The sequence below is a fragment of the Streptomyces termitum genome (assembly GCF_014650175.1).
GTDB classification, from domain to species: Bacteria; Actinomycetota; Actinomycetes; order Streptomycetales; family Streptomycetaceae; genus Streptomyces; species Streptomyces termitum.
Map to the genome: position 1 here is coordinate 141,946 of NZ_BMUL01000011.1, position 25,723 is coordinate 167,668.

Sequence of the window (25,723 nt, forward strand, 5' to 3'; positions counted from 1 at the left end):
GTACGAGAGTAGCCCCGCTCCTACCCCGGGCGGACGCTTCCGTCCGCGAGGCCGTCGTAGAGGCCCTGGACGAGCTGTTCGCCCAGTCGGGAGGTGAGGCGCAGGGCCTCCTCGAACGCGGCGAGCGCGCGGTAGCGCTCGCCGTGCCGGCGCTGGTCGCCGAGCGGCAGCCGGGGCAGCTGGAGGCGGCGCACGTCGAGCCGGGTGGCGGTCGAGGCGAAGCTGCTGGCCTGCCGGTTGTTGGCGGTGCCGCGCAGGAAGCCGGCGAGGAACCACGGGTCGAGCGCGGCCGGATCGGGGCGCAGCAGCTGGAGGTTGCGGCCGAGGGCGGCGCCCGCGGTGGCGGCGTCCACGACCCGGGCGGCCGGGCCGCCGCCGAGGACGGGCACCACGACGTCGCCCTCGGCGACGAGCACCGGCTCCTCCGGCTCCCCGGCGGCCTCCGGGAGGGTGCCGGAGGGGGCGGTGCCGGCGAGCACGTCGTGCTCGGTGAGGACGGCGGTCTCGCGGCCGGCGGGGGCGGTGCCCTGGCCGCCGGTGCGGAGCTGGAGGGCGCCGGTGCGGGCCAGTTCGCCGACGGTGGTGAGCGGGCGGGGCGCGGGGCGGGCGGCCTCGGGGGCCGGGCTGAGGGCGAGGGTGCGGCGCAGGGTCTCGTCCAGGCGCTCGCGGACGGCGGCGAGTTCGGCGGCGGTGCCGCCCGCGTCGGGGGCGGTGAGGTAGCGGGCGGGGGCCAGGTCCACCTCGTCGTCGAGGAGGGCGACGACGGGGACGGAGCGGGCCAGGGACTCGTCGCCCGCGCGGCCCGCCCAGGCGTCCAGCACCGCGTTCTGCAGGGCGGTCCAGGGCAGTTTGTCGCGGCCCGCGTCGGGGGCGAGGGCGGCGGTGTCGACGAGGAGGGCCTCGGCCGGGGGCCGCGGGTCGGCCCCGGGCCGGACCAGCACCCACAGGTGGAGCGGGATGCCGTACGGGGGCGCGGCGCCGGCCGGCAGGGCGATCACGGCCCGCAGCGCGCCCCGGCGCAGCAGGTCGGCGCGGACGCGGCGGCCGGAGCGGCGGGAGGCGACGGCGGGCGGCATGAGGAGGACGGCGGTGCCGCCGTCGCGCAGCCGGGCCAGGGCGTGCTGGACCCAGGCGAGCTCGGACTCGGTGCGGGCCGGGAAGCCGTACTCCCAGCGGGGGTCGTAGGCCAGCTCGTCGTGGCCCCAGGCGCGCTCGTTGAACGGCGGGTGGGCGAGGACGGTGTCGGCGCGCAGGTCGGGGAAGGCGTCGGCGCGGAGGGTGTCGCCCGCGGCGGAGCGGATGTCGGCGTCGCCGTGCAGGGCGAGGCGGAGCGCGGAGAGGGCGGCCAGCTCGGGGTCGGCGTCCTGGACGGCGAGGACGGCGGGGCGGACGGCGGCCCGCAGGAGGCCGCCGGTGCCGGAGGAGGGGTCGAGGAGGACGGTGGCGGGCGGGCCCCCGGCGGTCGCGGTCGCGGCGGCGGCCAGGGCGGCCATCAGGTCGGCGAGCGGCGGCGGGGTCAGCGTGTACTGGCGGGGGTTGGCGTCCAGGTGGCGGCCGAGGAGGAACTCGAACGCCTGCCGGGGGCCGCCGAGTTCGGCGGCGAGCTCCAGGGCGGCGCGGAGCAGCGGGACGGCCGGGGCGAGCTGTCCGGCGAGGGGGGTGCGCACGGCCCTGGGAAGGCCGAGGCGGAGGGTGAGGACCTCTTCGAGGGGGCCGGGCAGGGCCTCGGCGAGGCGGGCGTCGGGAAGGGCGGTCAGGGTGTCGAGGGCGGGGCCGCGCTCGCGCCGGAGGAGCAGGACGCAGCCGGTCTGGACGAGGCCCGCGACCGTGCCGCCGGGGTGGCCGGAGAGCTGCTGCCAGACCCGCTCGCGCAGCGGGACCTCGGCGAGCTTGCCCTGCGCGCGCAGCCACCGCTCGACCTCGGCGAGGGAGAAGGCGGGGCTGGTCTCGGTGCCGCCGACCGGCCGGGGGAAGTCGGCGTGGCGGCGGCGCCAGTTGCTGACGGCGGCCCTGCCGACGCCCGCGAGCCGGGCGATGCCGGCGGCGGTGACCTCTGTAGCGCTGTCCTCGGGCACCTGCGCCCTCCGTCCTGTGGGGAAGTCCGAGCGCATCGAGCATACCGACGAACCCCGTTCACGGCGTGATCCGATGCGATTCCCGTGAACACGGTTGACTCGGTTCACAAGCTCTGCTGTGATTACGTCATCGAAACACGGAGTCACGAACGATCCATCGCCACCACCCGGAAGGTATTCACAGTCATGACCCACTCCCCGCAGCGTTCCTGGTTCGCCCGTCACAAGGTCCTCACCGCCGCAGGCGCGGTCGTGGCCGTCGTCGTCATCGGCACGGCGGTGGGCGGGGGCGGCGAGGACCCGAAGGCCCCGGAGGCGAAGTCCTCCGCACCGGCGTCCTCCGGCGCCGGGAAGTCCGACGCCGGGAAGTCCGGCTCCGAGGCCCCGGCGTCGAAGGCCCCGGAGAAGAAGAAGGCCGCCACGATCGACGGGGACGGCGACTTCGAGGTCGGCGCCGACGTCAAGCCGGGCCTCTACCGCTCGACGGGCAACGAGGACGCGGGCTGCTACTGGGAGCGTTCGAAGGACGCCAAGGGGGAGCTCGACTCGATCCTCGCCAACGACAACGTGACGGGCACGAGCTACGTGGAGGTCCTGAAGACCGACAAGCTCTTCAAGTCCACCGGCTGCGGCACCTGGGAGGCCGTCGACCCCAAGGCCGCGGGGACCCCCGGGACGACCCTCAAGGGCGACGGCGGCATGTTCAAGGTCGGCGTGGACGTGGCGCCCGGCACCTACAGGTCCACGGGCAACAAGGACGCGGGCTGCTACTGGGAGCGCTCGAAGGACGCCGCGCACGGCATCAACAGCATCCTCGCGAACGACAACGCGACCGGGACGGCGATCGTCAGGATCGGCGCCAAGGACGGCTACTTCAAGTCCGTCGGCTGCGGCGACTGGACGAAGACCTCCTGACCCGGCCGGAGGGCACGGGACCAGGAGGTCCGAGGGGGAGGGACGGGACCGGGGCGGGCCGGTCCCGGGGCGTCAGGCGACCCGGTGGCGCACCCACACGTTGGGCTCGACGTAGACCGCGTAGCCGCGCGCGGCCTCGCAGTGGACGGGCACCAGCGCGCCGGGGACCTCGACCGGACCGTCCGCCTCGAAGGGCAGCCCGGTCCACTTCCGCCACTGCTCCAGGGAGCCGGAGACCGTCATCGACGCGGGCGCGACGGCCTCGATCCGGCCGCCCGCGCGGACGTGCACGCGCAGCCACGGGTCGTGCGGCAGCCCGTCGTCCTCGCGGACCCGGAAGGCGTACTCGTGGATGGAGGCACCGGCCTCCAGGTGCTTGCCGTTCGGCCGGACCGGGGCGACGAGTTCGGCGAAGCCGAGCCGGCGGACGTTCTCCCGCATCGCGGCGAGCATGCGGTGCGAGATCCCCCGGCCCAGGGCGGTGGTGTCGACGGTGATCTCGATGGCGCTGACCGTGTCGGGCGTCTTGCCGTGCCGCAGGTCGGAGAAGGCCCACAGCAGGACCTCGTCCCAGCCCCGGTCGGGCAGCGTCCGCCGCCCCTCCGCCTCCAGCGCGAAGGGCACGCTGAAGCCCCGGGCGACGACCGCGCCGGCCGGGTCGGTGGCGACGAGGACGTACTCGGGGAACTCCCGCACGATCCGGCCCATGTGGGACCAGCCGATCGGGTCGTACATCATGAACTCGGGCCAGAGGTCCTTCATGGACCACATCGGCCCTTCGAGCTCGGGTCGCTCGGCGAGCGTGGTGATCGTCAGTTCGTGGTCCATGGCCGCAGGTTAGGAACTTTTCCGGTCATGGACAACCGAATATCGGACACCGCTCCCCGGCTTTCGCGGCGGGCCCGCTCAGCCGCACTGCTCCAGCATCGCCTTCTTGTCCGGGGCGGTGACCGGCAGCGCGTACTTCGCCGCCACCTGGGCGAAGCGGACCGCGTAGGCGCAGCGGATGTCCTTGCTCGGCGGCAGCCAGGTGGCCGGGCCCGAGTCGCCCTTGGCCGAGTTGGCGCGGCCCTCCACCGGGAGCAGGTTCAGCGGGTCGTTGGCGAGCTGCTGCCGCTTGCCCTTGGACCAGCGCGAGGAGCCCATCTGCCAGCTGTACGACAGCGGGACGACGTGGTCGATCTGGACGGCGGACGCCTTCTCCTTGGTCCAGTCGATGGTGGTGCCGGTGTACGGGTCGGGCAGCTTCATCGCGACCACCACGCAGTTGGAGCCGGCCCGGTAGGACAGGTCGCGGCCGTCGCGGCGGAGCATGTCGTTGCGGGTGTCGCAGCCGTTGCGGGCGAACGGCACGCCGTCCACCTTGTCCATCCAGGCATAGCCGAACTCGTCCCGGTCGTAGCCGGTCTTCGTGCCGCGCCCCTTCACCGTGAGCCCGTCGATCAGCTTCCGGGCCTTCTCCCGCTCGGCCCGCGCGGTCACCGGCGCGAGGCCCGCGCGGACGCCGTTGGGGTTGTCGAAGGGGTCCGTGCCCGAGGCGGCGGAGGAGGAGCCGCCGGGCGAGGAGCACCCGGCGAGGAGGACGAGCCCGGCGAGCCCGACGGCGGCAGAAAGCTTTCGGCGTATCGACACGGAGGAATCGTAGGCGCAAAACCCCCGATATGGGCCGCTCACCCACCACCGTGCCGCCCCCGTGTCCGACGCCCCGGGCCGCCCCCCCGTGTCCGACGCGTCGGGCCGCTCCCGGCGGGTTCCCGGAACGGCCGGGGCCTCCCCGGCGCGCGCCCGGCCCGCCGGGGCGGCCGCCGCCCCCGCTCAGTCCAGGATCGTCGTCAGGAACTCGCCGGTCCACGCGAGCAGTTCGCGCCCGACGAGCGGCTTTCCGCCGATCGGGCGGGTCGCCGGGCGGGGCACCAGGATCTGGTGCGCGGCGGGCTTGATCACGGCCTTCGGGTGGAGCCGCTTGAGCCGCAGCTCCTGCGACTCGCGCAGTTCCACCGGGGCGAAGCGGATGTTCGGGCCCTGGAGGACGATCTCGCCGACGCCGCAGGCGCGGGCCAGCATCCGCAGGCCCGCCACCAGGAGCAGGTTCTCGACCGGCTCGGGGAGCTTGCCGTAGCGGTCGGTCAGCTCCTCCCGCACCGCCCGGACGTCCTCCTCCGTGTTCGCCGCGGCGATCGAGCGGTACGCCTGGAGGCGCAGCCGCTCGCCGGGCGCGTAGTCGTGCGGAACGTGCGCGTCGACCGGCAGTTCGATCTTGACCTCCAGCGGCGGCTCCTCCTCCGCGCCGCCGGACTCCAGCGCCTTGCGGTAGTCGGCGACCGCCTCGCCGACCATGCGGACGTACAGGTCGAAGCCGACGCCCGCGATGTGGCCGGACTGCTCGCCGCCCAGCAGGTTGCCCGCGCCGCGGATCTCCAGGTCCTTCATCGCCACGTACATGCCCGCGCCCATCTCGGTGTGCTGGGCGATCGTCGCGAGCCGCTCGTGGGCGGTCTCCGTGAGCGGCTTCTCCGGCGGGTACAGGAAGTAGGCGTAGCCGCGCTCGCGGCCCCGGCCGACCCGCCCGCGCAGCTGGTGCAGCTGCGAGAGGCCGAAGTTGTCGCCGCGCTCCACGATGAGGGTGTTGGCGTTGGAGATGTCGATGCCGGACTCCACGATCGTCGTGGAGACGAGGACGTCGAACTTCTTCTCCCAGAAGTCGACGACGACCTGCTCCAGCGCGGACTCCGACATCTGGCCGTGGGCGGTCGCGATCCGCGCCTCGGGCACGATCTCGCGCAGCCGGGCGGCGGCCCGGTCGATCGAGTCGACCCGGTTGTGGATGTAGAAGACCTGGCCCTCGCGGAGCAGTTCGCGGCGGATCGCCGCGCCGATCTGCTTCTCCTCGTACGGGCCGACGAAGGTGAGGACCGGGTGGCGCTCCTCCGGCGGGGTGGTGATCGTGGACATCTCGCGGATGCCGGTCACCGCCATCTCCAGGGTGCGGGGGATGGGGGTCGCGGACATGGTGAGCACGTCCACGTTGGCCCGCAGCTTCTTCAGCTGCTCCTTGTGCTCGACGCCGAAGCGCTGCTCCTCGTCGACGATGACGAGGCCGAGGTCCTTGAAGCGGGTCTCGGAGGCGAAGAGGCGGTGGGTGCCGATGACGACGTCGACCGAACCCTCCCGCAGCCCCTCCAGGGTGGCCTTCGACTCGGTGTCCGTCTGGAAGCGGGACAGGGCGCGGACGTTCACCGGGAACTGCGCGTACCGCTCGCTGAAGGTGCCGAAGTGCTGCTGCACGAGGAGCGTGGTCGGCACCAGGACGGCGACCTGCTTGCCGTCCTGCACGGCCTTGAAGGCCGCCCGGACGGCGATCTCCGTCTTGCCGTAGCCGACGTCGCCGCAGATCAGGCGGTCCATGGGGACGGTCTTCTCCATGTCCTCCTTGACCTCGGCGATGGTGGAGAGCTGGTCGGGGGTCTCCGCGTACGGGAAGGCGTCCTCCAGCTCCCGCTGCCAGGGGGTGTCCGCGCCGAAGGCGTGGCCGGGGGCCGCCATGCGGGCCGAGTACAGCTTGATCAGGTCGGCGGCGATCTCCTTGACCGCCTTCTTCGCCCGCTGCTTCGTCTTCGTCCAGTCGGCGCCGCCGAGCCGGTGCAGGGTGGGCGCCTCGCCGCCGACGTACTTGGTGACCTGCTCCAGCTGGTCGGTGGGGATGTACAGCCGGTCGCCGGGCTGGCCGCGCTTGGCGGGGGCGTACTCGACGAGCAGGTACTCGCGGGTGGCGCCCTGCACGGTGCGCTGCACCATCTCCAGGTAGCGGCCCACGCCGTGCTGCTCGTGCACGATGTGGTCGCCGGCCTCCAGGGTCAGCGGGTCGATCGTCTTGCGGCGCTTGGCGGGCATCCGCTGCCCGTCCTTGCCGGCCGCCTTCTGGCCGGACAGGTCGGTCTCGGTGAGGACGGCGAGCTTCAGGGCCTCGTCCACGAAGCCGTGGTCGATCGAGCCGCACGCCACGTGCACCACGGACGGGGCGAGCGCGGTCAGGTCGGCGTCGAGGCGGGCCGCGACGCCCTCGCCGCCGAGCACCTCGACCGTGCGGGAGGCGGGGCCGTGGGCCTCCGTCACGTACACCGTCCGCCAGCCGTCGGCCAGCCAGCCCTTGGTGTCGGCGAGGGCGCGGGCGGTGTCGCCCCGGTAGGACTCGGGGGCGTGCATGCCGAGGACCAGGGTGTCCCCGGAGACGGCCTCGTCGGCCGCGAAGGGGGAGACCGTCCACCACATCATGTCCAGCTCGCGGGCCCGGTCGCGGACGTCCGCGATGCCGCGCAGGGAGGCGGCGCCGACGTCGATCGGCGCCTTGCCGCCGCCCTTGCCGGAGGCGTCCTCGGCCGCGCCGGACATCGCCGCCGCCGCCCAGGACGCCTGGAGGAACTCCTGGCTGGTGGCGACCAGGTCGGCGGCCCGGGTGCGGACCCGCTCGGGGTCGCAGACCACGGCCATCGACCCGGCGGGCAGGACGTCGATCAGCAGTTCCATGTCGTCGACGAGGACCGGCGCGAGGGACTCCATGCCCTCGACCGCGATCCCCTGGGCGATCTTGTCCAGCATCTCGCCGAGCTCCGGGTGCTCCTGGGCGAGGGCGGCGGCCCGGCCGCGCACCTCGTCGGTCAGCAGCAGCTCGCGGCAGGGCGGCGCCCACAGACCGTGCTCGGCGATCTCCAGGGACCGCTGGTCGGCGACCTTGAAGTAGCGGATCTCCTCGACCTCGTCGCCCCAGAACTCGACCCGGAGCGGGTGCTCCTCGGTGGGCGGGAAGACGTCGAGGATGCCGCCGCGGACGGCGAACTCGCCGCGCTTCTCGACCAGCTCCACCCGGGAGTACGCGGCCGCCGCCAGCCCCTCCACGACCTCGTTCAGATCCGCCGTGCCGCCGCCGCGCAGCGCCACCGGCTCCAGGTCGCCCAGCCCCTTGACCTGCGGCTGGAGTACGGAGCGGATCGGGGCGACGACGACGCTGACGGGCCCGGCGGCGGGGTCGTCCGGGCTCGGGTGGGTCAGCCGGCGCAGCACCGCGAGGCGGCGGCCGACGGTGTCGGAGCGGGGCGAGAGCCGCTCGTGCGGCAGGGTCTCCCAGGAGGGGTAGTCGACGACGGTGTCGGGGTCGAGCAGCGAGCGCAGCGCCGCCGCCAGGTCCTCCGCCTCCCGGCCGGTGGCCGTCACCGCGAGCACCGGCCGCCCCGCGTCCCGGGCCAGCGCGGCGACGGCGAAGGGCCGCGCGGCGGGGGGCCCGACCAGGTCCACGTGCGGCCGCCTCCCGTCCCTCGCGGCCGTCACCGCCTCCGCGAGGGCCGTGTCCTTGACGACGAGGTCGAGCAGACCGTGCAGGCTCATGGAGCTTCCATCCCGGTACGTACGAGGGCGAACGGACAAGCAGGCAACGCGAACGGCCCGACACGTCGCACGGGCCGGGGCCTCCAGCCTACGACGTACCGGCCCCCGGACCGGGGGTTCCTCCACCCCCGGCCGGAGCGAGACCCCCGCCCACGCTCCGCTTCCCGGTCCCGGAGGACGGGGCCCGGCGCTTGCGGGGCGAGACGCGGAAGGGGTGGCCGGCCGGGCCGGAGCCTAGGCCGTCCCTTCCGGGTCGCGCCCGGTCTCCGGGGCCGGTTCCCGGTCCGGGCCCGGTTCCGGTTCCGGGGTGGGTTCCGGGCCCGTGACGCGGCCGGTGAGGGCGGCGAGGGAGTTGCGGATGTGGTCCATGTGGGAGTGGATCTCGTCGCGCGCCTCGTCGTGCTCGCGCAGCACGCGGTCCTTCGCCCGCTCGACGCGCTCCGCCGCCAGCCGGGCCGCCGCGAGGATCTCGCCGGCCCGCGCCTCGGCGTCCTCCTGGCCGTGCCGGGTCTCCTCCTCGGTGCGGGCCAGGGCGCGCCGGGCCTCCTCCAGGCGGGCCTCGGCGGCGGCGACCTGCTCGGCGTGCCGGGCGTCGAGGGCGGCGGCCTCCCCGGCGGCGGCGCGGACCGCCTCGGCGGTGCCGGTGCGGTGCTCCTCGTCCTGCCGGGCGAGGAGGTCCGCCGCGCTCCGCGCCGTCTCCCCGTACGCCTCCGCCGCTGCCTCGCGGGCGCCCTCCGCGTCGCGGCGGGCGATGACGGTCAGCTCCGCGGCCCGCGCGCGGGCGGTCTCCAGGGTGGCCCCGGCCTCCGCGTCGGCGGCGGTCCTGAGCCCCTCGGCGTAGGCGTCGGCGGCCTCGCGGGCCTCGCGGGCCGCCGTGCCGGCGGCCTCCGCGACGGCCTGGGCCTCGGCCTCGGCGGCGCGGACGAGCCGCTCGTCCTCCTGTTCGGCGAGGCGCAGGATCTGCTGCGCGGCCTCGCCCAGCTCCTCGTACCGCTGCGGCTTCAGCGCCGCGACGGCCTCCCGCAGCCGGGCCAGTCCGGCCTCGGCCTCCTCGGCGAGGACCGCGAAGCGGCGGGCCCGCTCCCGGGCCGCGTCGCACTCCGCGGAGAGCTCGGCGAGGTAGCGGTCGACCTGCTCCGGGCGGTACCCCCGGCCCCGTCCGACGGCGAAACTCATCCTTATGACGCCCCTCATCTCCGCGGTCCGGTTCCCTGCGGTCCGACCCGTCCAGGATGCGCCATAAGAACGGACAAAAGGCGCCCGATGCCGTCACACATCGAGCGCCCTTCGTCACATTCCGCCTCAGCGGGTGTCAGAGCAGGCCGTCCCACATCTGCTCCAGCAGCACCGACCACCAGTTCTCCGGCGACGACAGCGCCGCCGGGTCCAGCATCGCCAGCTGCGCCTGGAAGTCGACCGTCCACCGGCCCGCCTGCTCGGGCGTCAGCCCGAACCGCAGCCGCCACATCCGGCCCAGCAGCGCCATCGACCGCGTGAACTCCGGCAGCCCCGTGTTCACGAACTGCGGCGGCACCGGGGCCCCGCCCGGACCGGCCTCCACCGGCACCGCCACGATGTGCGCGGTGCCGTACTGGACGCAGACCGCCCGGCCGAAGTCCGACCCCAGCACCAGGTACGAACCGGCGTCCGGCGCCGCCTGCACCTGCCGCTGCGCCGCCAGCTCCGCCAGCGTCGGCACCACCGGCATCGCCGGCTGCGCCCAGAAGAACGGCCCGAAGTCCGCCGGAAGGCCCGCCCACATCAGGGTGACCGCCACCGCCTCCGGTACGCCCTGCCGGGACACCGCGCGCTGGTCGAAGCGGAGGATGCCGGGACCGAAGGCCCCCGCCAGCTCCTGCGCCACGCCCTCCGGCGGCACCGGCGGCGCGGGCTGCACCTGCGGCAGCGGGGCCCGCACCGGCGCGGGCCGCGCCGGGCCGTCCGCCACCTGGTGCAGCTCGCCCTGGTGGGTGAGGAGCTGCCGCATGCCCTGCTGCCGGCCCGCGTGGTCGCGGCCGTACGGGGCGATGCTCGTGATCCGCGCCTGCGGGAAGGTCTCCCGGATCATCCGCGCGCAGTAGCCGCCCGGCAGCTCGCAGGACTCCAGCTCCGTGTGGAGTTCGAGCACCTGCTGCGGCGGCACGTTCATGGCGCGCAGCTCGTGCAGGATCTGCCACTCCGGGTGCGGGGTGCCCGGCGCCGACCGCCGGATGATCTGCTGCTCCGAGCCGTCCGGCGCCCGGAAGCGCAGGACCGCCTGGTAGCCGGGGCCCACCGTCGGGACGCCGCCCGGCGGCTGCTGCGGATAGCCGTACGCGGGGGCCGCGCCGGGCGCCGCCGGAGCGGGCCGGGGCGCGCCGGGCGCCGCCGGGGCGGGGCCCGGCGGAGGCGGCGGGGCGCCCGGACCGCCGGTGCCGCCGGGGCCGCCGGGACCCGGGTGCGCCAGCATCGTCGCCGCGTGCTCGATCCCGTGCGCGGGCGTGCCCGGCGCGCCGGGGGCCGACGGCGGGGGCGGCGGGGTGCCCGCGCCACCGGTGCCGCCGGGGCCGCCGGGACCCGGGTGCGCCAGCATCGTCGCCGCGTGGTGCACCGGCTGCGGCGGCGTCACCGGGCCGGGCGGCGCGGGCGGCGCCGGGGCGGGCACCGGGGCCGGGGCGGGCATCGGCGGCGGCGTCTGCGGCATCATCTGCGTCGGTACGTACGCGGCGGCGGGCGTCCCCGGAGCGGGGGTGCCGGGCGTGCCGGGCGCTCCCGGCGGGGGCGGCGGTCCCGCCGGTCCGCGGGGCGGCGTCACCTCGGCCTTGCTCGTCGCCGCGTCCGCGATCCCCCCGGCGCCGGGACCCGGCGGGGGCGCGAAGGGCGGCGGCGCGGCGGGCGGGACGGCCGGCGGCGGGGTGGCGCCCTGCGGCGCCGGCGCGGCCGGGTCGAGGCGCGGCGCGATCGCCGTCCTGGGCAGCGCGCTGCCGCCCTGCATCAGCGCCGTCGGCGCGTCGGCGCCCACCACCGGCGGCGGCGCGTCCTCGTCGTCGGCGCCCGACAGCGGCGGCGCGAAGACGGTCGCGGGCAGCGGTACGCCGCCCATGCCGCCGGAGCTGGCGTTGGCGTCGGCCCACGGGCTGCCCGGCGCCGCCGGGACGCCGTCCATGGCCGTCGGCTCGTGCTCGTCGTCCGCGACCGGGGCCGAGGGCTCCGACACGGAGGACGACGCCGAGGAGGCCGACGACGCCGAGACGAGGGCGGCCGGGGTCTCGGCGCCCTCCGAGGAGACCGAGGACACCGACGGCGCGGGCGCGTCCGCGACCGCCTCCTCGTCCGGCTCCTCCGGCGCCTCCTCCTGCGAGGCGTTCGGCCGCTGCGGCAGGCCGATCTTGTCGGCCGCGTCCTGGAGCCACTCCGGCGGGCTCAGCAGGAACGACGTCTGGTTCAGGTCGATCCGGGCGGGCGGCGCGGCCGGAGCCGGATCGGCCGCTCCGGCGACCCCGTACTCCTCCTCGTACCGCCGGATGACCTCGCCCACCGGCAGCCCCGGCCACAGCGTGGCCTCGCCGGAGTCCTTGGCGACGACCAGCCGCTGCCGGCCGGTGTCCGCCGTCGGGCCGCCCTCGCGGGGCTCCGACCACACCACGAAACCGAGCTCGAACTCCCGTACCCGCACCTCCTGGTGCTGGTACGGCGGCAGGTCGCCGTTGATCCACTCCTCGGCGCGCTCCTGCGCCTGCGCGAACGTCACCACAGCCGGCTCACCCTTCCACCGGGGCCACGGGCACGGCGCGCGCGAAGCCGCCGTCCACCATCAGGTTCGCGACCGTCTCCAGCTCCGGCGGGTTGCCCGCGAGCCGCAGCAGAAACGCGTCGAAGTCCTCACCGCAGGGCATCAGCAACCGCTCCACCCGCTCCTCCACCGACCAGGCGGCGGACTCCGGCCCGCCGTCCCGCACGTCGTCGTAGGCGCAGAACCACACCGAACCGGCCGCCGCGCCGCGCACCTTCACCGCCACCAGGCCGCCCTGCACGAACGCCACCCCGAGGTAGTCCTTCGTCAGATGGTCCCGCAGGCACTTGTTCACGTAGACGAGGTCGTTGACCCCCGCCTCCTCGCGCACCGTGAAGAACGGCTGGTCCACCAGGAGCCCCAGCTCCGCGTCGAGCGCCGTCCCCACCGGGGCGCAGCCGCCCGCCGCCTTCAGGAAGGAGCGGTATGCCCCCGGCAGCCGGTAGCCCAGGTCCTCCTCGACGCCCTGGAGCTGCTGCTCCGACACCGCGACCCGGCCCTTCGGCAGCCCGAAGTGCGCCGGGCGGGTCTCCTGGAGCGGGCGCGTGCCGCGCTTGGCGTGGTCCACCGCCGCCGTCGCGATCCCGCCGTGGTGCCGGAGCAGGGCCTTCACCTCGACCGGGACCAGCTCCAGCCGGCGCGTCCCCGCCACGTGGTGCCACGTCCAGCCGTGCGGCGTCGCCACCGCCGGGATCGTGTCCCACAGCTCGTGGCCGGTCGCGGCCATCGCCGCGTTCGCCGACACGTAGTCCGTCAGCCGCAGCTCGTCGACGCCGAAGCCCTCCGGGGGCTCCGCGACCTCCGCCGCCGCGCGCGCGTACGGCGAGAAGTCCGGGTGGCCGCGCTCGTCCACCCGCACCCCCCGGGGATGGCGGGAGGCGCGCACCGGGTCCGGGAACCGTACGAGCTGCCCGGCATAGGCCGCGTTCGGCGGCGCGGTGGACTGCCCGAGCCGACCTGTCGTCATGGCGGTTGCCCCCTGCGTGGCGTCACTGACTACTGCTGGACTACTGACTGCTGCTTCTGTCACTGCTGGTCACTGCTGGCTACTGCTCGTTCCTCCCGCCGGACGCCCTCGCACGCGACCGCGCCCGGGCGGTCCCGCACAGCCTATGCGCTGCCACAAGACCACGGACCGGCCCGATCCCCGGCCCGGCCCCCCACCCACCCCGTCGTCACCAAACGTCACGACGTCATGACAGACACACCATGATTCCGACACACCGACACGTCGTTCCGCCGCCCCAGCTTCCCCATATGGCTCCCTATTTGGCAGGCTGTGCACCGCAACTCGGGGGATTGCAGGAGGGGAAGACCAGCACCATGTACGCCAGCACGACGCCCACGCAGGGTGACCCACGCCTCAACTGGAGCAGCGACACCGGGACCGGCCGTCCCCCCGCGCTCCTCCACCGCCGCGACGGCATCCTCCCCACCGTCGGGGCCGCCCTCTCCGTCCGCGGCGAGACCCTCACCTGCACGGCGGGGCGCGGCGAGGCACCGCCCGTCCTCCACCCCCTGGTGCAGGACTTCCTCGACACCCTCACCAGCGGCCAGCGGGAACGGTTCACCGGGCGCTGTCCCGAGGCCATCCTGCTCTCCCGGCACCTCACCGCCACCGAGACCGGCCGCTCCAAGCGCGCCCAGCGCAAGCCCCTCACCCCGGGCGAGGCCCGCCGCAGCCTCCGCCAGGCCAAGATCACCGCACGGCGGATCCGCGAGGACGGCGACCCCCTGCACGGCAGCTACGCGGCGCCCTGCCGGTCCTGTACCGCCCTCCTCGACCACTTCGGCGTCCGCGCCGTCGACCCCGCCGCGCCCACCGAGAACGGCTGACCGCACCCATGGCCGACCACCACCCGCACCCGGACCCGCGCACCGCCCCGGGCCAGGACCGCCCGCTGCCCGACCCGCGCCCCGCCCCGGACGGCGCCGGACCCGACGGCCGCCCCGCCCCGGAGGGCCGTTCCGGTCCCCGGCTCGGCACCACGCGCTTCCCCGTGAACGTCGACGCGGCCCTGCGCGAGGCCGGCTGGCAGCCCGGCCGCTGGGACATCAAGCTCGCCGAGGAGTGGGCCGACGCCCTGCGCGCCCACCACTCCCCCGCCGGACACCGGCACAGCGTCTTCCCCGCCGCCGTCGAGGCGTGGGCCGAGTTCGGCGGGCTGCGGCTCACCGCCCCCGGCCACGGGCGGCAGATAGCGCCCGCCACCCTCCGCTTCGACCCGCTCGCGGGGCTCCACCTCGCCCGCACCCTGGGCGACCTCGGCCGGGCGCTCGGCACCGAGCTGGCCCCGCTCGGCGAGGAGGGCGACCACCAGGCGGTCCTCGCCATGGACGTCGAGGGCCGGGTCTACAGCCTCGACCACGCGGGCGACTGGTACCTCGGCAAGGACATCGACACCGCCCTCAACACCCTCGTCACCGGCTCCCGCCCCACCCGCCTCACCACGGCCTGACCCCCACCGGCCGCGCCGCCGTACGGACACACGGCTGTACGACGGTACGGACGCACCTCTGTACGGACACACGGCTGTACGGGCGCGCGGTCGGGCGCGCGGGCGGCTGGTCCGCCGGGCGCGGCCGGTCTCCCGCTCACCGGGCGCGGTCCGCCGGGCACGCGGTCAGGACCCCTCGGCCCCCACCGGGATGACCGCCGAGACCCGGAAGCCGCCCGCGTCCGTCGGGCCCGACACGAAGACGCCGCCCAGCCGGACGACCCGCTCCTTCATGCCCACCAGGCCGTTCCCCCCGGACGGCAGCCCCACGTCCGCGACCCCGGCGTCCGACGGGCCGTTCTCCACCTGCATCGCCACCTCGGCCTCCCGGTGCGCGAGCCGCACCACGACCGCCGCCCCCGGCGCGTGCTTGTGCACGTTCGTCAGCGCCTCCTGCACCACCCGGTACGCCGTCCGCCCCACCTCCGGCGGATACGGCCGCGCCTCCCCCAGCACCGCCAGCTCGACCGCCGCCCCCGCCAGCCGCGACTGCTCGCACAGGTCCTCCAGGGCACCCAGCCCCGGCCCGTCCCCGGTGCCGGCACCGTCCGCGGGCTCCCCCGAGGCCGCCGCCTGCGCCGCCGCGGCCGCCGCCCGGCCCACCGCCGCCAGCGGCACCCCCGCCGGGGCCGCCGGGGGGCCCGCGGCCGGCTCCTCCCGCAGCACCCCCAGCATCTCCCGCAGCTCCGTCAACGCCTGGCGCCCCATGTCACCCACCAGCGCCGCGTTCTTCACCGCCTTCTGCGGGTCCTTCAGCGCCACCGCCTGGAGCGCCGCCGCGTGCACCACCATCAGCGACACCCGGTGCGCGACCACGTCGTGCATCTCCCGCGCGATCCGCCGCCGCTCCTCCTGCCGCGCCCACTGCGCCCGCTGCTCCGCCCGGTCCGCCAGCAGCGACAGCTCCTGCTCCAGGCTGTCCGCCCGCTCCCGCAGGCTCTCCATCAGCCGCCGGCGCGCCCCTATGTACAGGCCGAAGAGGACCGGCGGCGCGTTCAGGCCCAGCGTCATGAAGAGGGCCATGACCGGCACGTACCAGACGTTCGGGTCGAAGCCGTCGGCCTGCGCGGCGATGTCCCGCCGCATCTCCACCGCCGTCACCACGAACACGGCCACCGTCGCCATGCCCGCCAGGACCGCCGTGTACCGGCGCGGGACCTCCGAGGCGGCGAGCGTGTACAGCCCGACGATCCCCATCAGGAAGCCCATCTCGGCCGGTGCCACCGCCACCGACACCAGCACCACGGCTATCGGCCACCGGCGCCGCACCAGCAGCACGGACCCCACGAGGAGGCCGAGCAGCGCGCCGGCCCCCTCCGGCACCCCCGCCCGCCCCGCGAACGAAACCCCCTCCGCCGCGCACTCCACCGCCGACACCAGCGCCAGCGCCCCGTCGAACACGGCACTCCGGCGCCGCGCCCACCACCACCAGCCCCGCGCGCCCGGCGCGTCCCGATCTGCCCCCGTTGCGGTCATGCCCCCACCCTACGGGCGGCCCCCTGCGAAATCCGAAGGACGTCAACAGCTCGCACGCCAGTCCCTCGAACTGTTGAATCACTGAAGTTTTCGACGCATGTGTCCGCATTCTGGACGACTCTCATCGCATGGCCGCAGAAATGAACAGGTACGCGGACTTCGAGGGCCTACGCGCCCAGGCGGTGGCCCTCCGTCGCGAGGGCCTCAGCCTCCGCCGGATCCGCGACCGCCTGAAGATCTACAACAACGACCTCCTCCAGCGCCTGGTCGAGGGCGAGCCCCCACCGGAGTGGACAAAGCGCCCCCGCGCGAAGGACGACCTCCGCGCCCGCGCCCGAGAGCTCCGCCTCCAGGGCATGACCTACGACCGGATCCAGGTCGAACTGGGCTGCTCGAAGAGCTCGATCAGCCGGTGGGTCCGGGACCTGCCGAAGCCGGAACGGAACCGGACCCCGGAGGAGGCGTCGGAGATCGCCAGGCGCGGGTGGGAGACGACACTGCGCCGCCGCGAGGAGGAGAGGCAGGCCGTCAAGCGGGCGGCGCACGACGAGATCGGCACCCTGTCGGCCCGCGAGCTCTTCCTCCTGGGCGTGGGGCTCTACTGGGCCGAGGGCACGAAGGACAAGCCCCACGCGCGGCGCGAGCGCGTCACCTTCGTCAACAGCGACCCCGGGATGGTGCGGGTCTTCGCGGCCTGGCTCGACCTGCTGGACGTCCCCGCCGAGCGGCGCACGTACAGCCTCATGATCCACGAGACCGCGGACGTGGCCGCCGCCGAGCTCCACTGGGCGGAACTCCTCGGTGTGGACCCGACGCGCTTCGGCAAGACGACCCTCAAGCGCCACAACCCGAAGACGGTCCGCAAGAACACCGGGGCGGAATACCGGGGATGCCTCGTCGTCCGCGTTCGCGGCAGCGCCGACTTGTACCGTCGCATCGAAGGCGCCTGGTACGGCATAGTAGGGGCGGCGTCCCCACCGGATCACCGGAAGCGGGCATAAATCCCATCCCGGGTCGTCTAAGGGCAAGACGGGAGATTTTGGTTCTCCATATGGGGGTTCGAGTCCTCCCCCGGGAGCTTCTCGGACAAGGGTCCTGACCATGCAGGTCAGGACCCTTGTCCATGCCCGCCCCCCAACCCCCCGGTATCCTTCGTGCGTCCACCATCCAAAGCCGAAGGGCATATCCGTGAGCGCCAACCTCCCCCAAGTTCTCGGCTCCGCTCGAACAGGGGAGACCCCCTTGGCGGCCGTCGTCGTCCTCGCTGCGGGTGAGGGCACCCGTATGAAGTCCAAGACGCCCAAGGTGCTGCACGAGATCGCCGGGCGGTCGCTCGTCGGGCACGTGGTGTCGGCCGCGCGCGAGCTGGAGCCCGAGCACCTCGTGGTGGTCGTGGGGCACGCCCGGGAGCGGGTCCGGGGGCACCTGGAGGAGGCGTACCCGGGGACCCGTACCGCCGTGCAGGAGGAGCAGAACGGGACCGGGCACGCGGTGCGGATGGCGCTGGAGGAGCTGGGCGCCGCGCCCGAGGGGACCGTCGTGGTGGTCTGCGGCGACACGCCGCTGCTCTCCGGGGCGACGCTGGCCTCGCTGGCCGGCACGCACGCCGCCGACGGCAACGCCGTGACCGTGCTGACGGCCGAGGTGCCGGACGCCACCGGGTACGGGCGGATCGTGCGGGACCTGGCCACCGGCGCCGTGACCGCGATCGTCGAGCACAAGGACGCCTCTCCCGGCCAGCTCGACATCCGCGAGATCAACTCCGGCGTGTTCGCCTTCGACGGCGCGCTGCTCGCCGAGGCGATCAAGCAGCTGCGCACGGACAACAGCCAGGGCGAGGAGTACCTCACCGACGTGCTGTCGATCCTGCGCGAGGCCGGGCACCGGGTGGGCGCCTCCGTGGCCGCCGACCACCGGGAGATCCTCGGCATCAACAACCGGGTGCAGCTGTCCGAGGCCCGCGTCCTGCTGAACCGCCGGCTGGTGGAGGCGGCGATGACGGCGGGCGTGACCTTCGTGGACCCGTCCTCCGTGGTGGTGGACGTGACCGTCACCTTCGAGCCGGACGCCGTGATCCACCCGGGCACGCAGCTCCTGGGCGCCACGCACATCGGCGAGGACGCCGAGGTCGGCCCGAACACCCGCCTGACGGACACCACCGTGGGCCGGGGCGCCCGGGTGGACAACGCGGTCGCGGTCTCGGCCGTGATCGGCGACGGCGCCTCCGTGGGGCCGTACGCCTACCTGCGTCCGGGCACCCGGCTCGGGACGAAGGCGAAGGCCGGCACCTACGTCGAGATGAAGAACGCGACGATCGGCGAGGGCACCAAGGTCCCCCACCTGTCGTACGTGGGCGACGCGACGATCGGCGACCACTCGAACATCGGTGCGGCGAGCGTCTTCGTCAACTACGACGGCGTGGCCAAGCACCACACCACGATCGGCTCCCACTGCCGGACCGGTTCGGACAACATGTTTGTGGCTCCCGTCACCCTCGGGGACGGGGTCTACACCGCTGCCGGGTCCGTGATCACGAAGGACGTGCCGGCCGGCGCCCTGGCCGTCGCCCGTGGCCAGCAGCGGAATATCGAGGGCTGGGTGGCGCGGAAGCGTCCCGGCAGCGCCGCCGCGCAGGCCGCCCAGGCCGCCACCGAGGAGCCCGCCGGCGAAAGCTGACCGGAAACAGGTACGCCGAACTCGGCGTACCGTGATACGTGCACACAAATTCGGCTGGTTCGCACACGCGCCCTAGGTGCGCGGGGCCCGCGGCCAGAGAACACGTCTGAGGAGACAGTGCTGTGACCGGGATCAAGACGACCGGCGAGAAGAAGCTGATGCTCTTCTCCGGCCGCGCCCACCCCGAGCTGGCCGAGGAGGTCGCGCACCAGCTGGGCGTCGGTCTCGTTCCGACCAAGGCGTTCGACTTCGCCAACGGTGAGATCTACGTCCGCTTCCAGGAGTCGGCGCGCGGCGCGGACTGCTTCCTGATCCAGAGCCACACGGCTCCGATCAACAAGTGGATCATGGAGCAGCTGATCATGATCGATGCTCTGAAGCGGGCCTCGGCCCGGAGCATCACCGTGATCGTCCCGTCGTACGGCTACGCCCGGCAGGACAAGAAGCACCGCGGCCGCGAGCCCATCTCGGCCCGTCTGGTGGCGGACCTGATGAAGACGGCCGGCGCGGACCGCATCCTGACCGTGGACCTGCACACCGACCAGATCCAGGGCTTCTTCGACGGCCCGGTGGACCACCTGTCGGCGCTGCCGGTGCTCGCCGACTACGTGGGCGCCAAGGTCGACCGCTCGAAGCTGACGATCGTCTCCCCGGACGCCGGCCGCGTGCGCGTCGCCGACCGCTGGTGCGACCGTCTGGACGCGCCGCTGGCGATCGTCCACAAGCGCCGTGACAAGGACGTCGCCAACCAGGTCACCGTCCACGAGGTCGTCGGTGACGTGAAGGGCCGCGTCTGCGTCCTCGTCGACGACATGGTGGACACCGGCGGCACGATCTGCGCCGCCGCCGACGCCCTCTTCGCGCACGGCGCCGAGGACGTCATCGTGACGGCCACGCACGGCATCCTGTCGGGCCCGGCCGCCGACCGCCTGAAGAACTCCAAGGTGAGCGAGTTCGTCTTCACGGACACCCTGCCGGTGCCGGGCGCCCTGGAGCTGGACAAGATCACCGTGCTGTCGATCGCGCCGACGATCGCGCGCGCGGTGCGCGAGGTGTTCGAGGACGGCTCGGTGACGAGCCTCTTCGAGGAGCACTGAGCCGCTCGTCCCGTGAGGGCCGTCTCCCCGTCGGGGAGGCGGCCCTCCGCCGTTCCCGGCGGGGGCCGTCCGTGATCCATTTGGGCGGCCGGGGGGCGGCGGGTAGACTGCCGGGGTTGCTCGGCGAGGGAGGCCGGTACCCGTCCAGGGTCCACGGCGGTCCGTTATCGACGCGCTCTTCGTAGCAGGCCATCGCCAGTCGTGGCCGGGTGACCTTCTTTTCCGTCACCTTTCACGAGGAGTGCCTCATGTCCGAGGTCAAGATCGCCGCGTCGCTCCGCTCGGAGTTCGGCAAGGGCGCCGCCCGCAAGATCCGCCGCGAGGGCCAGGTCCCCGGCGTTCTCTACGGCCACGGTTCGGACCCGGTCCACCTGACCCTCCCGGGCCACGAGCTCACCATGGCGCTGCGCACGCCGAACGTGCTGCTCTCCCTGGACATCGACGGCAAGGGCCAGGAGCTCGCCATCCCGAAGGCCGCCCAGCGCGACCCGCTGAAGGGCTTCCTGGAGCACGTCGACCTCCTCCTCGTGAAGCGCGGCGAGAAGGTCACCGTCGAGGTTCCGGTCGTCGCCGAGGGCGAGCTCGCCGCCGGTGGCAACCTGCTGGAGCACGTCCTGAACACCCTCTCCGTCGAGGCCGAGGCCACCCACCTCCCCGAGGCCGTCACGGTCTCCGTCGAGGGCCTGGAGGCCGGCGCCTCCGTCACCGCCGGTGACATCACCCTGCCGTCCGGCGTCTCCCTGGTGACCGAGGCCGACGCCGTGGTCCTCCAGGTCCTGGCCGCCCAGGCCGAGGAGCCCGCCGCCGAGGGCGCCGCCGACGAGGCCGCCGAGGCCTGAGCCGTAGGCTCTCGTCCGACGTGACGGGGTGGCGGGCCGTGCGGCCCGCCACCCCGTTTCGTCATGTTCTTCCCTTCTCCCGCTCCCCCTCCCCCCCTCCCCACCTCCGACTCCACGAGGAGAGTTCGATGACCGACGACGCGAACGCGCCCTGGCTGATCGTCGGCCTCGGCAACCCGGGCCCCGAGTACGCGGGCAACCGCCACAACATCGGCTTCATGGTGGCGGACCTGCTGGCGGAGCGGATCGGCGGGAAGTTCAAGCGGGCGCAGAAGGCCCAGGCGCAGGTCCTGGAGGGCCGGCTGGGTCCGGTCGGTCCGGCCGGCCGCCGGGTGGTGCTGGCGAAGCCGATGTCGTACATGAACCTGTCGGGCGGCCCGGTGACGGCGCTGCGCGACTTCTACAAGGTGCCGACCGCGCACGTGGTGGCGGTCCACGACGAGCTGGACATCGACTACGCGACGCTGCGGCTGAAGCTCGGCGGCGGGGACAACGGGCACAACGGCCTGAAGTCGATGACGAAGTCGATGGGCGCGGAGTACCACCGGGTGCGGTGCGGGATCGGGCGTCCGCCGGGCCGCATGCAGGTGGCGGACTTCGTGCTGAAGGACTTCTCCTCCACCGAGCGCAAGGAGCTGGACTGGTTCGTGGACCGGGCGGCGGACGCGGTGGAGTGCCTGGTGACGGAGGGTCTGGAGCGGGCGCAGTCGGCGTACAACTCCTGAGACCGGACCCCGCGCGGTACGACTGTACGATCGCGGACCATGACGCACGTCCGTAACGCCGCCATGGTCCTGGTCGCCCTGCTGCTCGTGGTCGCGGGGGTGTGGGCGTCCTGGGGTTCGGCGCAGCACGTCCTGCTGTCGAAGGGCCGGGAGCACGGCACGCTGGCGGTGACGGGCTGCACGGACGAGCGGTGCAGCGGCAGTTACACGCCGGACGACCCGGCGTCCGCGCGGCGGACGCTGACCATCGAGCGGTCGGTGGCGGCGGGACCCGGCTCGCGGATCCCGGTGGTGGTGAAGCCGGGGACGGACGAGGGCGTACGGGCCGGGTGGGGCGGCGGGCTGCACGCCTGGCTGCCGCTGGGCGGCGCGCTGCTGCTGTCGGCGCCGCTGGTGGCGGGGGGCCTGCGGATGCGGCGAACGGCCTGGTCGGTGGCGGGCGCGGGTGCGGCGGTGGTCCTGGCGGCGTTCTTCACGCTGTGATCGCCGGAGGGACATGGCCGGTTTCAAACGATTGCTGGCGCAATCGTTATGGGGATCCGCCTTAAGTGTGGCTTAAAGAGGCGGATAGGCTGCGAGCGCCATCCCCCACGGCATCCCTCATCCCATAGATGGACGACTGCACATGCGACGTACTCTCATATCCTCCGGCGCACTCGTCGCCGCCGTGACGGGGTCCCTGATCCTGGCGCCGGCCGCCTCCGCCTCGGGTGGCCCCAAGGGTGACAACGGCACGGTCAAGGTCCACGAATCGAAGACCGGCCAGGAGATCAAGGCGAACCAGCCGCACGTCTGCGAGTTCTACCTGACGGGCTTCAAGTTCGACAGCGCCCAGGAGATCTCCTGGGACATCAAGGGCCAGGCGCCGACGGCCGACCTCAAGGGGACCTCGGGCACGCTGACGCTGGACGGTTCCGGCAACGGCCGTACCGACGACATCAAGCTCCCCGACGGCCACTACAAGCTGGAGTGGACCTTCAAGGGCGAGCACGGCAAGGCCAAGCAGAAGGTCTTCTGGATCGACTGCGAGGACGAGAACCCGACCACGGGCGGCTCCACCACCGGCGAGACCACCACGGGTGAGACGACGACCGGCGAGACCACCACGGGTGAGACCACGACCGGTGAGACGACCACCGGCGAGACCACGACCGGTGAGACCACCACGGGCGAGACGACGACCGGTGAGACCACCACCACCGGTGAGACCACGACCGGTGAGACCACCACGGGCGGGACCGCGACGGGCGAGACCACCGCCACGGGTGGGGCCACCGGTGAGACCACCGCCACAGGCGGCTCGGCCGCCACCGGCGGCTCCGAGGGCAACCTCGCCGAGACCGGCTCCAGCGCCCCGATCGGCGTGCTGGCCGGTGTCGCCGCCGCGCTCGCCGCCGTCGGCGGCTTCCTGGTGATGCGCCGCCGCAAGGCCGCGCAGAACTGACGCGCCCCCGGCGCACGAGTGCCCCCGCGGGATTCCCGCGGGGGCACTCTTCGGTGTCCGGGTCCGTCAGCCGGTGTTGCGCAGGCCCGCGGCCACGCCGTTGACGGTGAGGAGGAGGGCCCGCGCGAGCAGCGGGTCCGGCTCCCGGCCGGCCTCGGCCTCGGCCCGCTGGCGGGCGAGCAGGGCGACCTGGAGGTAGGAGATCGGGTCCAGGTAGGCGTCGCGGATGGCGAAGGTCTGCTGGAGGACCGGGTTGGAGTCGAGCAGCTGCCGGCCGCCCGTCACCTTGAGGACCTCCTCGACCGTCAGCGCGTGCTCGGCCTCGATGGCGTCGAAGACGTGCTTGAGCTCGTCGGGGACGAGGGTGTCGACGTAGTGGCGGGCGATCCGCAGGTCCGTCTTGGCCAGCGTCATCTCGACGTTGGAGAGGAAGTTGCGGAAGAAGTGCCAGTGCTCGTGCATCTCGCCGAGGACCGCGTCGAGACCGGCCTCGCGCAGCGCCTTGAGGCCGGAGCCGACGCCGTACCAGCCGGGGACGATCTGGCGGGACTGGGTCCAGCCGAAGACCCACGGGATGGCGCGCAGTCCGTCGAGGGAGACGCCGGAGCCGGGGCGGCGGGACGGCCGCGAGCCCAGGTGCAGGTCGGCGAGCTGGTCGACGGGGGTGGAGGCGAGGAAGTACGCCGGCAGGCCCGGGTCCTCGACGAGCTTGCGGTAGGCGGTGTGGGCGGCGTCGGAGACGGTGTCCATGGCCGCGTCCCAGCGGGCCAGCGCCTCGTCGGACTGGCGGGGCGCGGTGTGCAGGGCGGACGCCTGGAGCGTGGCCGCGACCGTCAGTTCGAGGTTCTCGCGGGCCAGCGACGGGATGAGGTACTTGTCGGAGATGACCTCGCCCTGCTCGGTGACCTTGATCTCGCCCTCCAGGGTGCCCCAGGGCTGGGCGAGGATCGCGTCGTGCGAGGGGCCGCCGCCGCGGCCGACGGTGCCGCCGCGGCCGTGGAAGAGGCGCAGCCGGACGCCGTAGCGGTGGGCGACGTCGCGCAGTCGGCGCTGGGCGCGGTGGATCTCCCACTGGGAGGTGGTGATGCCGCCGAACTTGGAGGAGTCCGAGTAGCCGAGCATGACCTCCTGGACGTCGCCGCGCAGCGCGACGAGGCGCCGGTAGGAGGGGTCGGCGAGCATGTCGTTGAGGATGACGTCGGCGGCGCGCAGCTCGTCGGTGGTCTCCAGGAGCGGCACGATGCCGATCTTGGCCCAGCCGGCGTGCAGGTCGAGCAGGCCGGCCTCGCGGGCGAGGACGGCGGCGGCGAAGACGTCGTCGGCGCCCTGGCACATCGAGATGATGTAGGACTCGATGACCTCGGGGCCGAAGCGCTCGAAGGCTTCCTTGACGGTGTGGAAGACGCCGAGGGTCTTCTGTCCGGCGGCGTCGAGCGGGGCCGGGGTGGGGGCGAGCGGCCGGCGGGAGCGGAGCTCCTTGGCGAGGAGCCGCTGCCGGTAGTCGCGGGGCATGTCGGCGTACCGCCAGGACTCCTCGCCGAGGCGGTCGAAGAGCTGGCCGAGCGCGTGGTGGTGGGCGTCGGCGTGCTCGCGGACGTCCATGGTGGCGAGCTGGAGGCCGAAGGCGGCGAGGGTGCGGATGGTGCGGTCCATCCGGCCGTCGGCGAAGAGGCCGCCGCGGTGCTCGCGCAGGGAGGTCTGGATCAGGGTGAGGTCGTGCAGCAGCTCGGCGGTGCCGAGGTAGTCGCGGCCGTCCTGGTGCGGGGTGCCCTGGGCGAGGCGCTCGCGGGTGTTGAGGAGCTTCTGGCGGACGCAGGTCGCCTTGAGCCGGTACGGCTCCTCGGCGTTGAGCCGCTTGTAGCGGGGGCTGATCTCGGGGAGGAGCTCCAGGTCGCGCTGGAGGGAGTCCAGGAGTTCCTGGGTGGCCCCGGTGTAGCGGATGGAGTTGGAGAGCAGGCCGCGCAGGTAGTCGATGAGCTCCAGGGCGTCGGTGATGCCGTGCTCGTGCTGGAGGATCAGGACGTCGCGGGTGACCTGCGGGGTGACGTTGGGGTTGCCGTCGCGGTCGCCGCCGATCCAGGTGCCGAAGGTGAGCGGGCGGGTGCCGGAGGGCAGTTCGAAGCCGACCCGCTCCAGTTCGGCGGCGAGGTCCTCCAGGACGTCGCCGACGGCCTCGGCGTGGAGTTCGTCGAGGTAGTAGATGGCGTTGCGGGCCTCGTCGGCGGGCTCCGGGCGGACGACGCGGAGCTCGTCGGTCTGCCAGATGAGGTCGATGTTCTCGGCCAGGCGGAGGTCGTGGCGGCGCCGGTCGGCCTCGATGACCGGGGTCTCCAGGAGGGTCCCGATGCGGCGGAGCTTGTTGAGGACGGAGCGGCGGGCGGCCTCGGTGGGGTGCGCGGTGAAGACGGGGCGCACGTTGAGGTTCTTGACCGTCTCGCGGACGTGCTCGGGGTCGCCGTCCTTGAGCATGTCGGCGGTGCGGGCGAGGAGGCTGCCCTCGGCGGCGCGCTTCTCGCGCAGCTCCCGGCCGCGGTGCACCTGCTCGGTGACGTTGGCGAGGTGGAAGTAGGTGGAGAAGGCGCGGACGAGCCGCGCGGCCGTCTCCAGTTCGACGCCGCGCAGCAGCTCGGCCGCCGCGTCACCGTCCTCCCGGGTGAGGCGGCGGACCTTCTCGACGAGGTCGAGGAGCTCGTGGCCCTCCTGGCGCACGAGGGTCTCGCCGAGGAGGTCGCCCAGTCGGCGGATGTCGGCGCGCAGCTCGGCGCTGGCGGTGGGGGTCTGGTCGGCACTGCTCACAGGTGCGGCTCCTTGCAGTGTTCAAGCACGT

Annotated in this window: 19 protein-coding genes and 1 tRNA gene; 11 read left to right on the top strand and 9 right to left on the bottom strand. The window is 74.0% G+C overall.

Annotation, left to right across the window (positions count from 1 at the left end; genetic code table 11):
• Window positions 1–20: 20 nt before the first annotated feature.
• On the bottom strand, window positions 21–2,111 hold the full coding sequence (locus IE219_RS21360) for an N-6 DNA methylase (RefSeq protein ID WP_189979862.1): 2,091 nt from the start codon (window positions 2,109–2,111) through the stop codon (window positions 21–23).
• Between the two features lie 150 nt (window positions 2,112–2,261).
• Here IE219_RS21360 and IE219_RS21365 point away from each other — a divergent pair, with 150 nt between their 5' ends.
• Window positions 2,262–2,990, top strand: coding sequence for an Rv1352/Rv1906c domain-containing protein (locus IE219_RS21365; protein ID WP_189979864.1), 729 nt, complete (start codon window positions 2,262–2,264; stop codon window positions 2,988–2,990).
• A 72-nt stretch (window positions 2,991–3,062) separates the two neighbouring features.
• Here IE219_RS21365 and IE219_RS21370 read toward each other — a convergent pair whose 3' ends face one another.
• The 6 genes from IE219_RS21370 to IE219_RS21395 all read right to left on the bottom strand — a co-directional run bounded on the left by IE219_RS21370 (window position 3,063) and on the right by IE219_RS21395 (window position 13,108).
• Window positions 3,063–3,818, bottom strand: a complete 756-nt coding sequence (locus IE219_RS21370) for an N-acetyltransferase (protein WP_189979866.1) — start codon at window positions 3,816–3,818, stop codon at window positions 3,063–3,065.
• A gap of 78 nt (window positions 3,819–3,896) precedes the next feature.
• Complete coding sequence (locus tag IE219_RS21375) at window positions 3,897–4,622, bottom strand: HNH endonuclease family protein (RefSeq protein ID WP_189979868.1); 726 nt, start codon at window positions 4,620–4,622, stop codon at window positions 3,897–3,899.
• Window positions 4,623–4,805: 183 nt separating this feature from the next.
• Window positions 4,806–8,369 carry a transcription-repair coupling factor gene (gene mfd / locus IE219_RS21380; RefSeq protein WP_189979871.1) on the bottom strand — a complete coding sequence of 1,188 codons (3,564 nt, stop codon included), beginning with the start codon at window positions 8,367–8,369 and terminating at the stop codon, window positions 4,806–4,808.
• A 234-nt stretch (window positions 8,370–8,603) separates the two neighbouring features.
• A complete protein-coding gene (locus tag IE219_RS21385; RefSeq protein ID WP_189979872.1) occupies window positions 8,604–9,545 on the bottom strand; it encodes a cellulose-binding protein in 942 nt (313 codons plus the stop codon).
• Between the two features lie 136 nt (window positions 9,546–9,681).
• On the bottom strand, window positions 9,682–12,102 hold the full coding sequence (locus tag IE219_RS21390; protein WP_189979873.1) for an SUKH-4 family immunity protein: 2,421 nt from the start codon (window positions 12,100–12,102) through the stop codon (window positions 9,682–9,684).
• 7 nt (window positions 12,103–12,109) lie between these two features.
• Window positions 12,110–13,108, bottom strand: a complete 999-nt coding sequence (locus tag IE219_RS21395; protein WP_189979875.1) for an SMI1/KNR4 family protein — start codon at window positions 13,106–13,108, stop codon at window positions 12,110–12,112.
• 356 nt (window positions 13,109–13,464) lie between these two features.
• On the opposite strand from IE219_RS21395, the gene IE219_RS21400 reads away from it, so the two are divergent.
• Window positions 13,465–13,977 (top strand): YwqJ-related putative deaminase, encoded by a 513-nt coding sequence (locus tag IE219_RS21400; RefSeq protein ID WP_189979877.1) that lies wholly within the window; start codon window positions 13,465–13,467, stop codon window positions 13,975–13,977.
• Window positions 13,978–13,985: 8 nt separating this feature from the next.
• Window positions 13,986–14,600, top strand: coding sequence for an SUKH-3 domain-containing protein (locus tag IE219_RS21405; protein WP_229849916.1), 615 nt, complete (start codon window positions 13,986–13,988; stop codon window positions 14,598–14,600).
• A gap of 165 nt (window positions 14,601–14,765) precedes the next feature.
• Here the strand turns inward: IE219_RS21405 and IE219_RS21410 are convergent, their stop codons facing one another.
• Window positions 14,766–16,115 carry a sensor histidine kinase gene (locus IE219_RS21410; protein ID WP_189979879.1) on the bottom strand — a complete coding sequence of 450 codons (1,350 nt, stop codon included), beginning with the start codon at window positions 16,113–16,115 and terminating at the stop codon, window positions 14,766–14,768.
• 128 nt (window positions 16,116–16,243) lie between these two features.
• Here IE219_RS21410 and IE219_RS21415 point away from each other — a divergent pair, with 128 nt between their 5' ends.
• The 8 genes from IE219_RS21415 (at window position 16,244) to IE219_RS21450 (ending at window position 22,896) form a co-directional block, all read left to right on the top strand.
• Complete coding sequence (locus IE219_RS21415; protein ID WP_189979882.1) at window positions 16,244–17,116, top strand: helix-turn-helix domain-containing protein; 873 nt, start codon at window positions 16,244–16,246, stop codon at window positions 17,114–17,116.
• Window positions 17,117–17,122: 6 nt separating this feature from the next.
• Window positions 17,123–17,193: transfer RNA gene (locus IE219_RS21420), tRNA-Gln, on the top strand.
• Window positions 17,194–17,357: 164 nt separating this feature from the next.
• Window positions 17,358–18,791 (top strand): bifunctional UDP-N-acetylglucosamine diphosphorylase/glucosamine-1-phosphate N-acetyltransferase GlmU, encoded by a 1,434-nt coding sequence (gene glmU, locus IE219_RS21425; RefSeq protein WP_268256854.1) that lies wholly within the window; start codon window positions 17,358–17,360, stop codon window positions 18,789–18,791.
• Between the two features lie 122 nt (window positions 18,792–18,913).
• Entirely contained in the window at window positions 18,914–19,888 is a 975-nt protein-coding gene (locus IE219_RS21430) for a ribose-phosphate diphosphokinase (RefSeq protein ID WP_189979885.1), read from the top strand.
• Window positions 19,889–20,136: 248 nt separating this feature from the next.
• Window positions 20,137–20,727, top strand: coding sequence for a 50S ribosomal protein L25/general stress protein Ctc (locus tag IE219_RS21435; protein WP_189979887.1), 591 nt, complete (start codon window positions 20,137–20,139; stop codon window positions 20,725–20,727).
• Between the two features lie 128 nt (window positions 20,728–20,855).
• A complete protein-coding gene (gene pth, locus IE219_RS21440; protein WP_189979889.1) occupies window positions 20,856–21,452 on the top strand; it encodes an aminoacyl-tRNA hydrolase in 597 nt (198 codons plus the stop codon).
• Window positions 21,453–21,491: 39 nt separating this feature from the next.
• Window positions 21,492–21,935, top strand: coding sequence for a hypothetical protein (locus IE219_RS21445; protein WP_189979891.1), 444 nt, complete (start codon window positions 21,492–21,494; stop codon window positions 21,933–21,935).
• Between the two features lie 142 nt (window positions 21,936–22,077).
• Window positions 22,078–22,896: an LPXTG cell wall anchor domain-containing protein gene (locus IE219_RS21450; RefSeq protein ID WP_189979893.1), complete on the top strand. Its 819-nt coding sequence runs from the start codon at window positions 22,078–22,080 to the stop codon at window positions 22,894–22,896.
• A 66-nt stretch (window positions 22,897–22,962) separates the two neighbouring features.
• Here IE219_RS21450 and ppc read toward each other — a convergent pair whose 3' ends face one another.
• On the bottom strand, window positions 22,963–25,692 hold the full coding sequence (gene ppc / locus IE219_RS21455; protein WP_189979895.1) for a phosphoenolpyruvate carboxylase: 2,730 nt from the start codon (window positions 25,690–25,692) through the stop codon (window positions 22,963–22,965).
• Window positions 25,693–25,723: the final 31 nt, after the last annotated feature.

What these genes read in the sequence shown, in the direction of transcription:
- IE219_RS21360 (WP_189979862.1), bottom strand. Translation starts at nt 2,111, where the DNA reads ATGCGCTCGGACTTCCCCACAGGACGGAGGGCGCAGGTGCCCGAGGAC.
- IE219_RS21365 (WP_189979864.1), top strand. Translation starts at nt 2,262, where the DNA reads ATGACCCACTCCCCGCAGCGTTCCTGGTTCGCCCGTCACAAGGTCCTC.
- IE219_RS21370 (WP_189979866.1), bottom strand. Translation starts at nt 3,818, where the DNA reads ATGGACCACGAACTGACGATCACCACGCTCGCCGAGCGACCCGAGCTC.
- mfd (WP_189979871.1), bottom strand. Translation starts at nt 8,369, where the DNA reads ATGAGCCTGCACGGTCTGCTCGACCTCGTCGTCAAGGACACGGCCCTC.
- IE219_RS21385 (WP_189979872.1), bottom strand. Translation starts at nt 9,545, where the DNA reads ATGAGTTTCGCCGTCGGACGGGGCCGGGGGTACCGCCCGGAGCAGGTC.
- IE219_RS21395 (WP_189979875.1), bottom strand. Translation starts at nt 13,108, where the DNA reads ATGACGACAGGTCGGCTCGGGCAGTCCACCGCGCCGCCGAACGCGGCC.
- IE219_RS21400 (WP_189979877.1), top strand. Translation starts at nt 13,465, where the DNA reads ATGTACGCCAGCACGACGCCCACGCAGGGTGACCCACGCCTCAACTGG.
- IE219_RS21405 (WP_229849916.1), top strand. Translation starts at nt 13,986, where the DNA reads ATGGCCGACCACCACCCGCACCCGGACCCGCGCACCGCCCCGGGCCAG.
- IE219_RS21410 (WP_189979879.1), bottom strand. Translation starts at nt 16,115, where the DNA reads ATGACCGCAACGGGGGCAGATCGGGACGCGCCGGGCGCGCGGGGCTGG.
- IE219_RS21415 (WP_189979882.1), top strand. Translation starts at nt 16,244, where the DNA reads ATGGCCGCAGAAATGAACAGGTACGCGGACTTCGAGGGCCTACGCGCC.
- IE219_RS21435 (WP_189979887.1), top strand. Translation starts at nt 20,137, where the DNA reads ATGTCCGAGGTCAAGATCGCCGCGTCGCTCCGCTCGGAGTTCGGCAAG.
- pth (WP_189979889.1), top strand. Translation starts at nt 20,856, where the DNA reads ATGACCGACGACGCGAACGCGCCCTGGCTGATCGTCGGCCTCGGCAAC.
- IE219_RS21445 (WP_189979891.1), top strand. Translation starts at nt 21,492, where the DNA reads ATGACGCACGTCCGTAACGCCGCCATGGTCCTGGTCGCCCTGCTGCTC.
- IE219_RS21450 (WP_189979893.1), top strand. Translation starts at nt 22,078, where the DNA reads ATGCGACGTACTCTCATATCCTCCGGCGCACTCGTCGCCGCCGTGACG.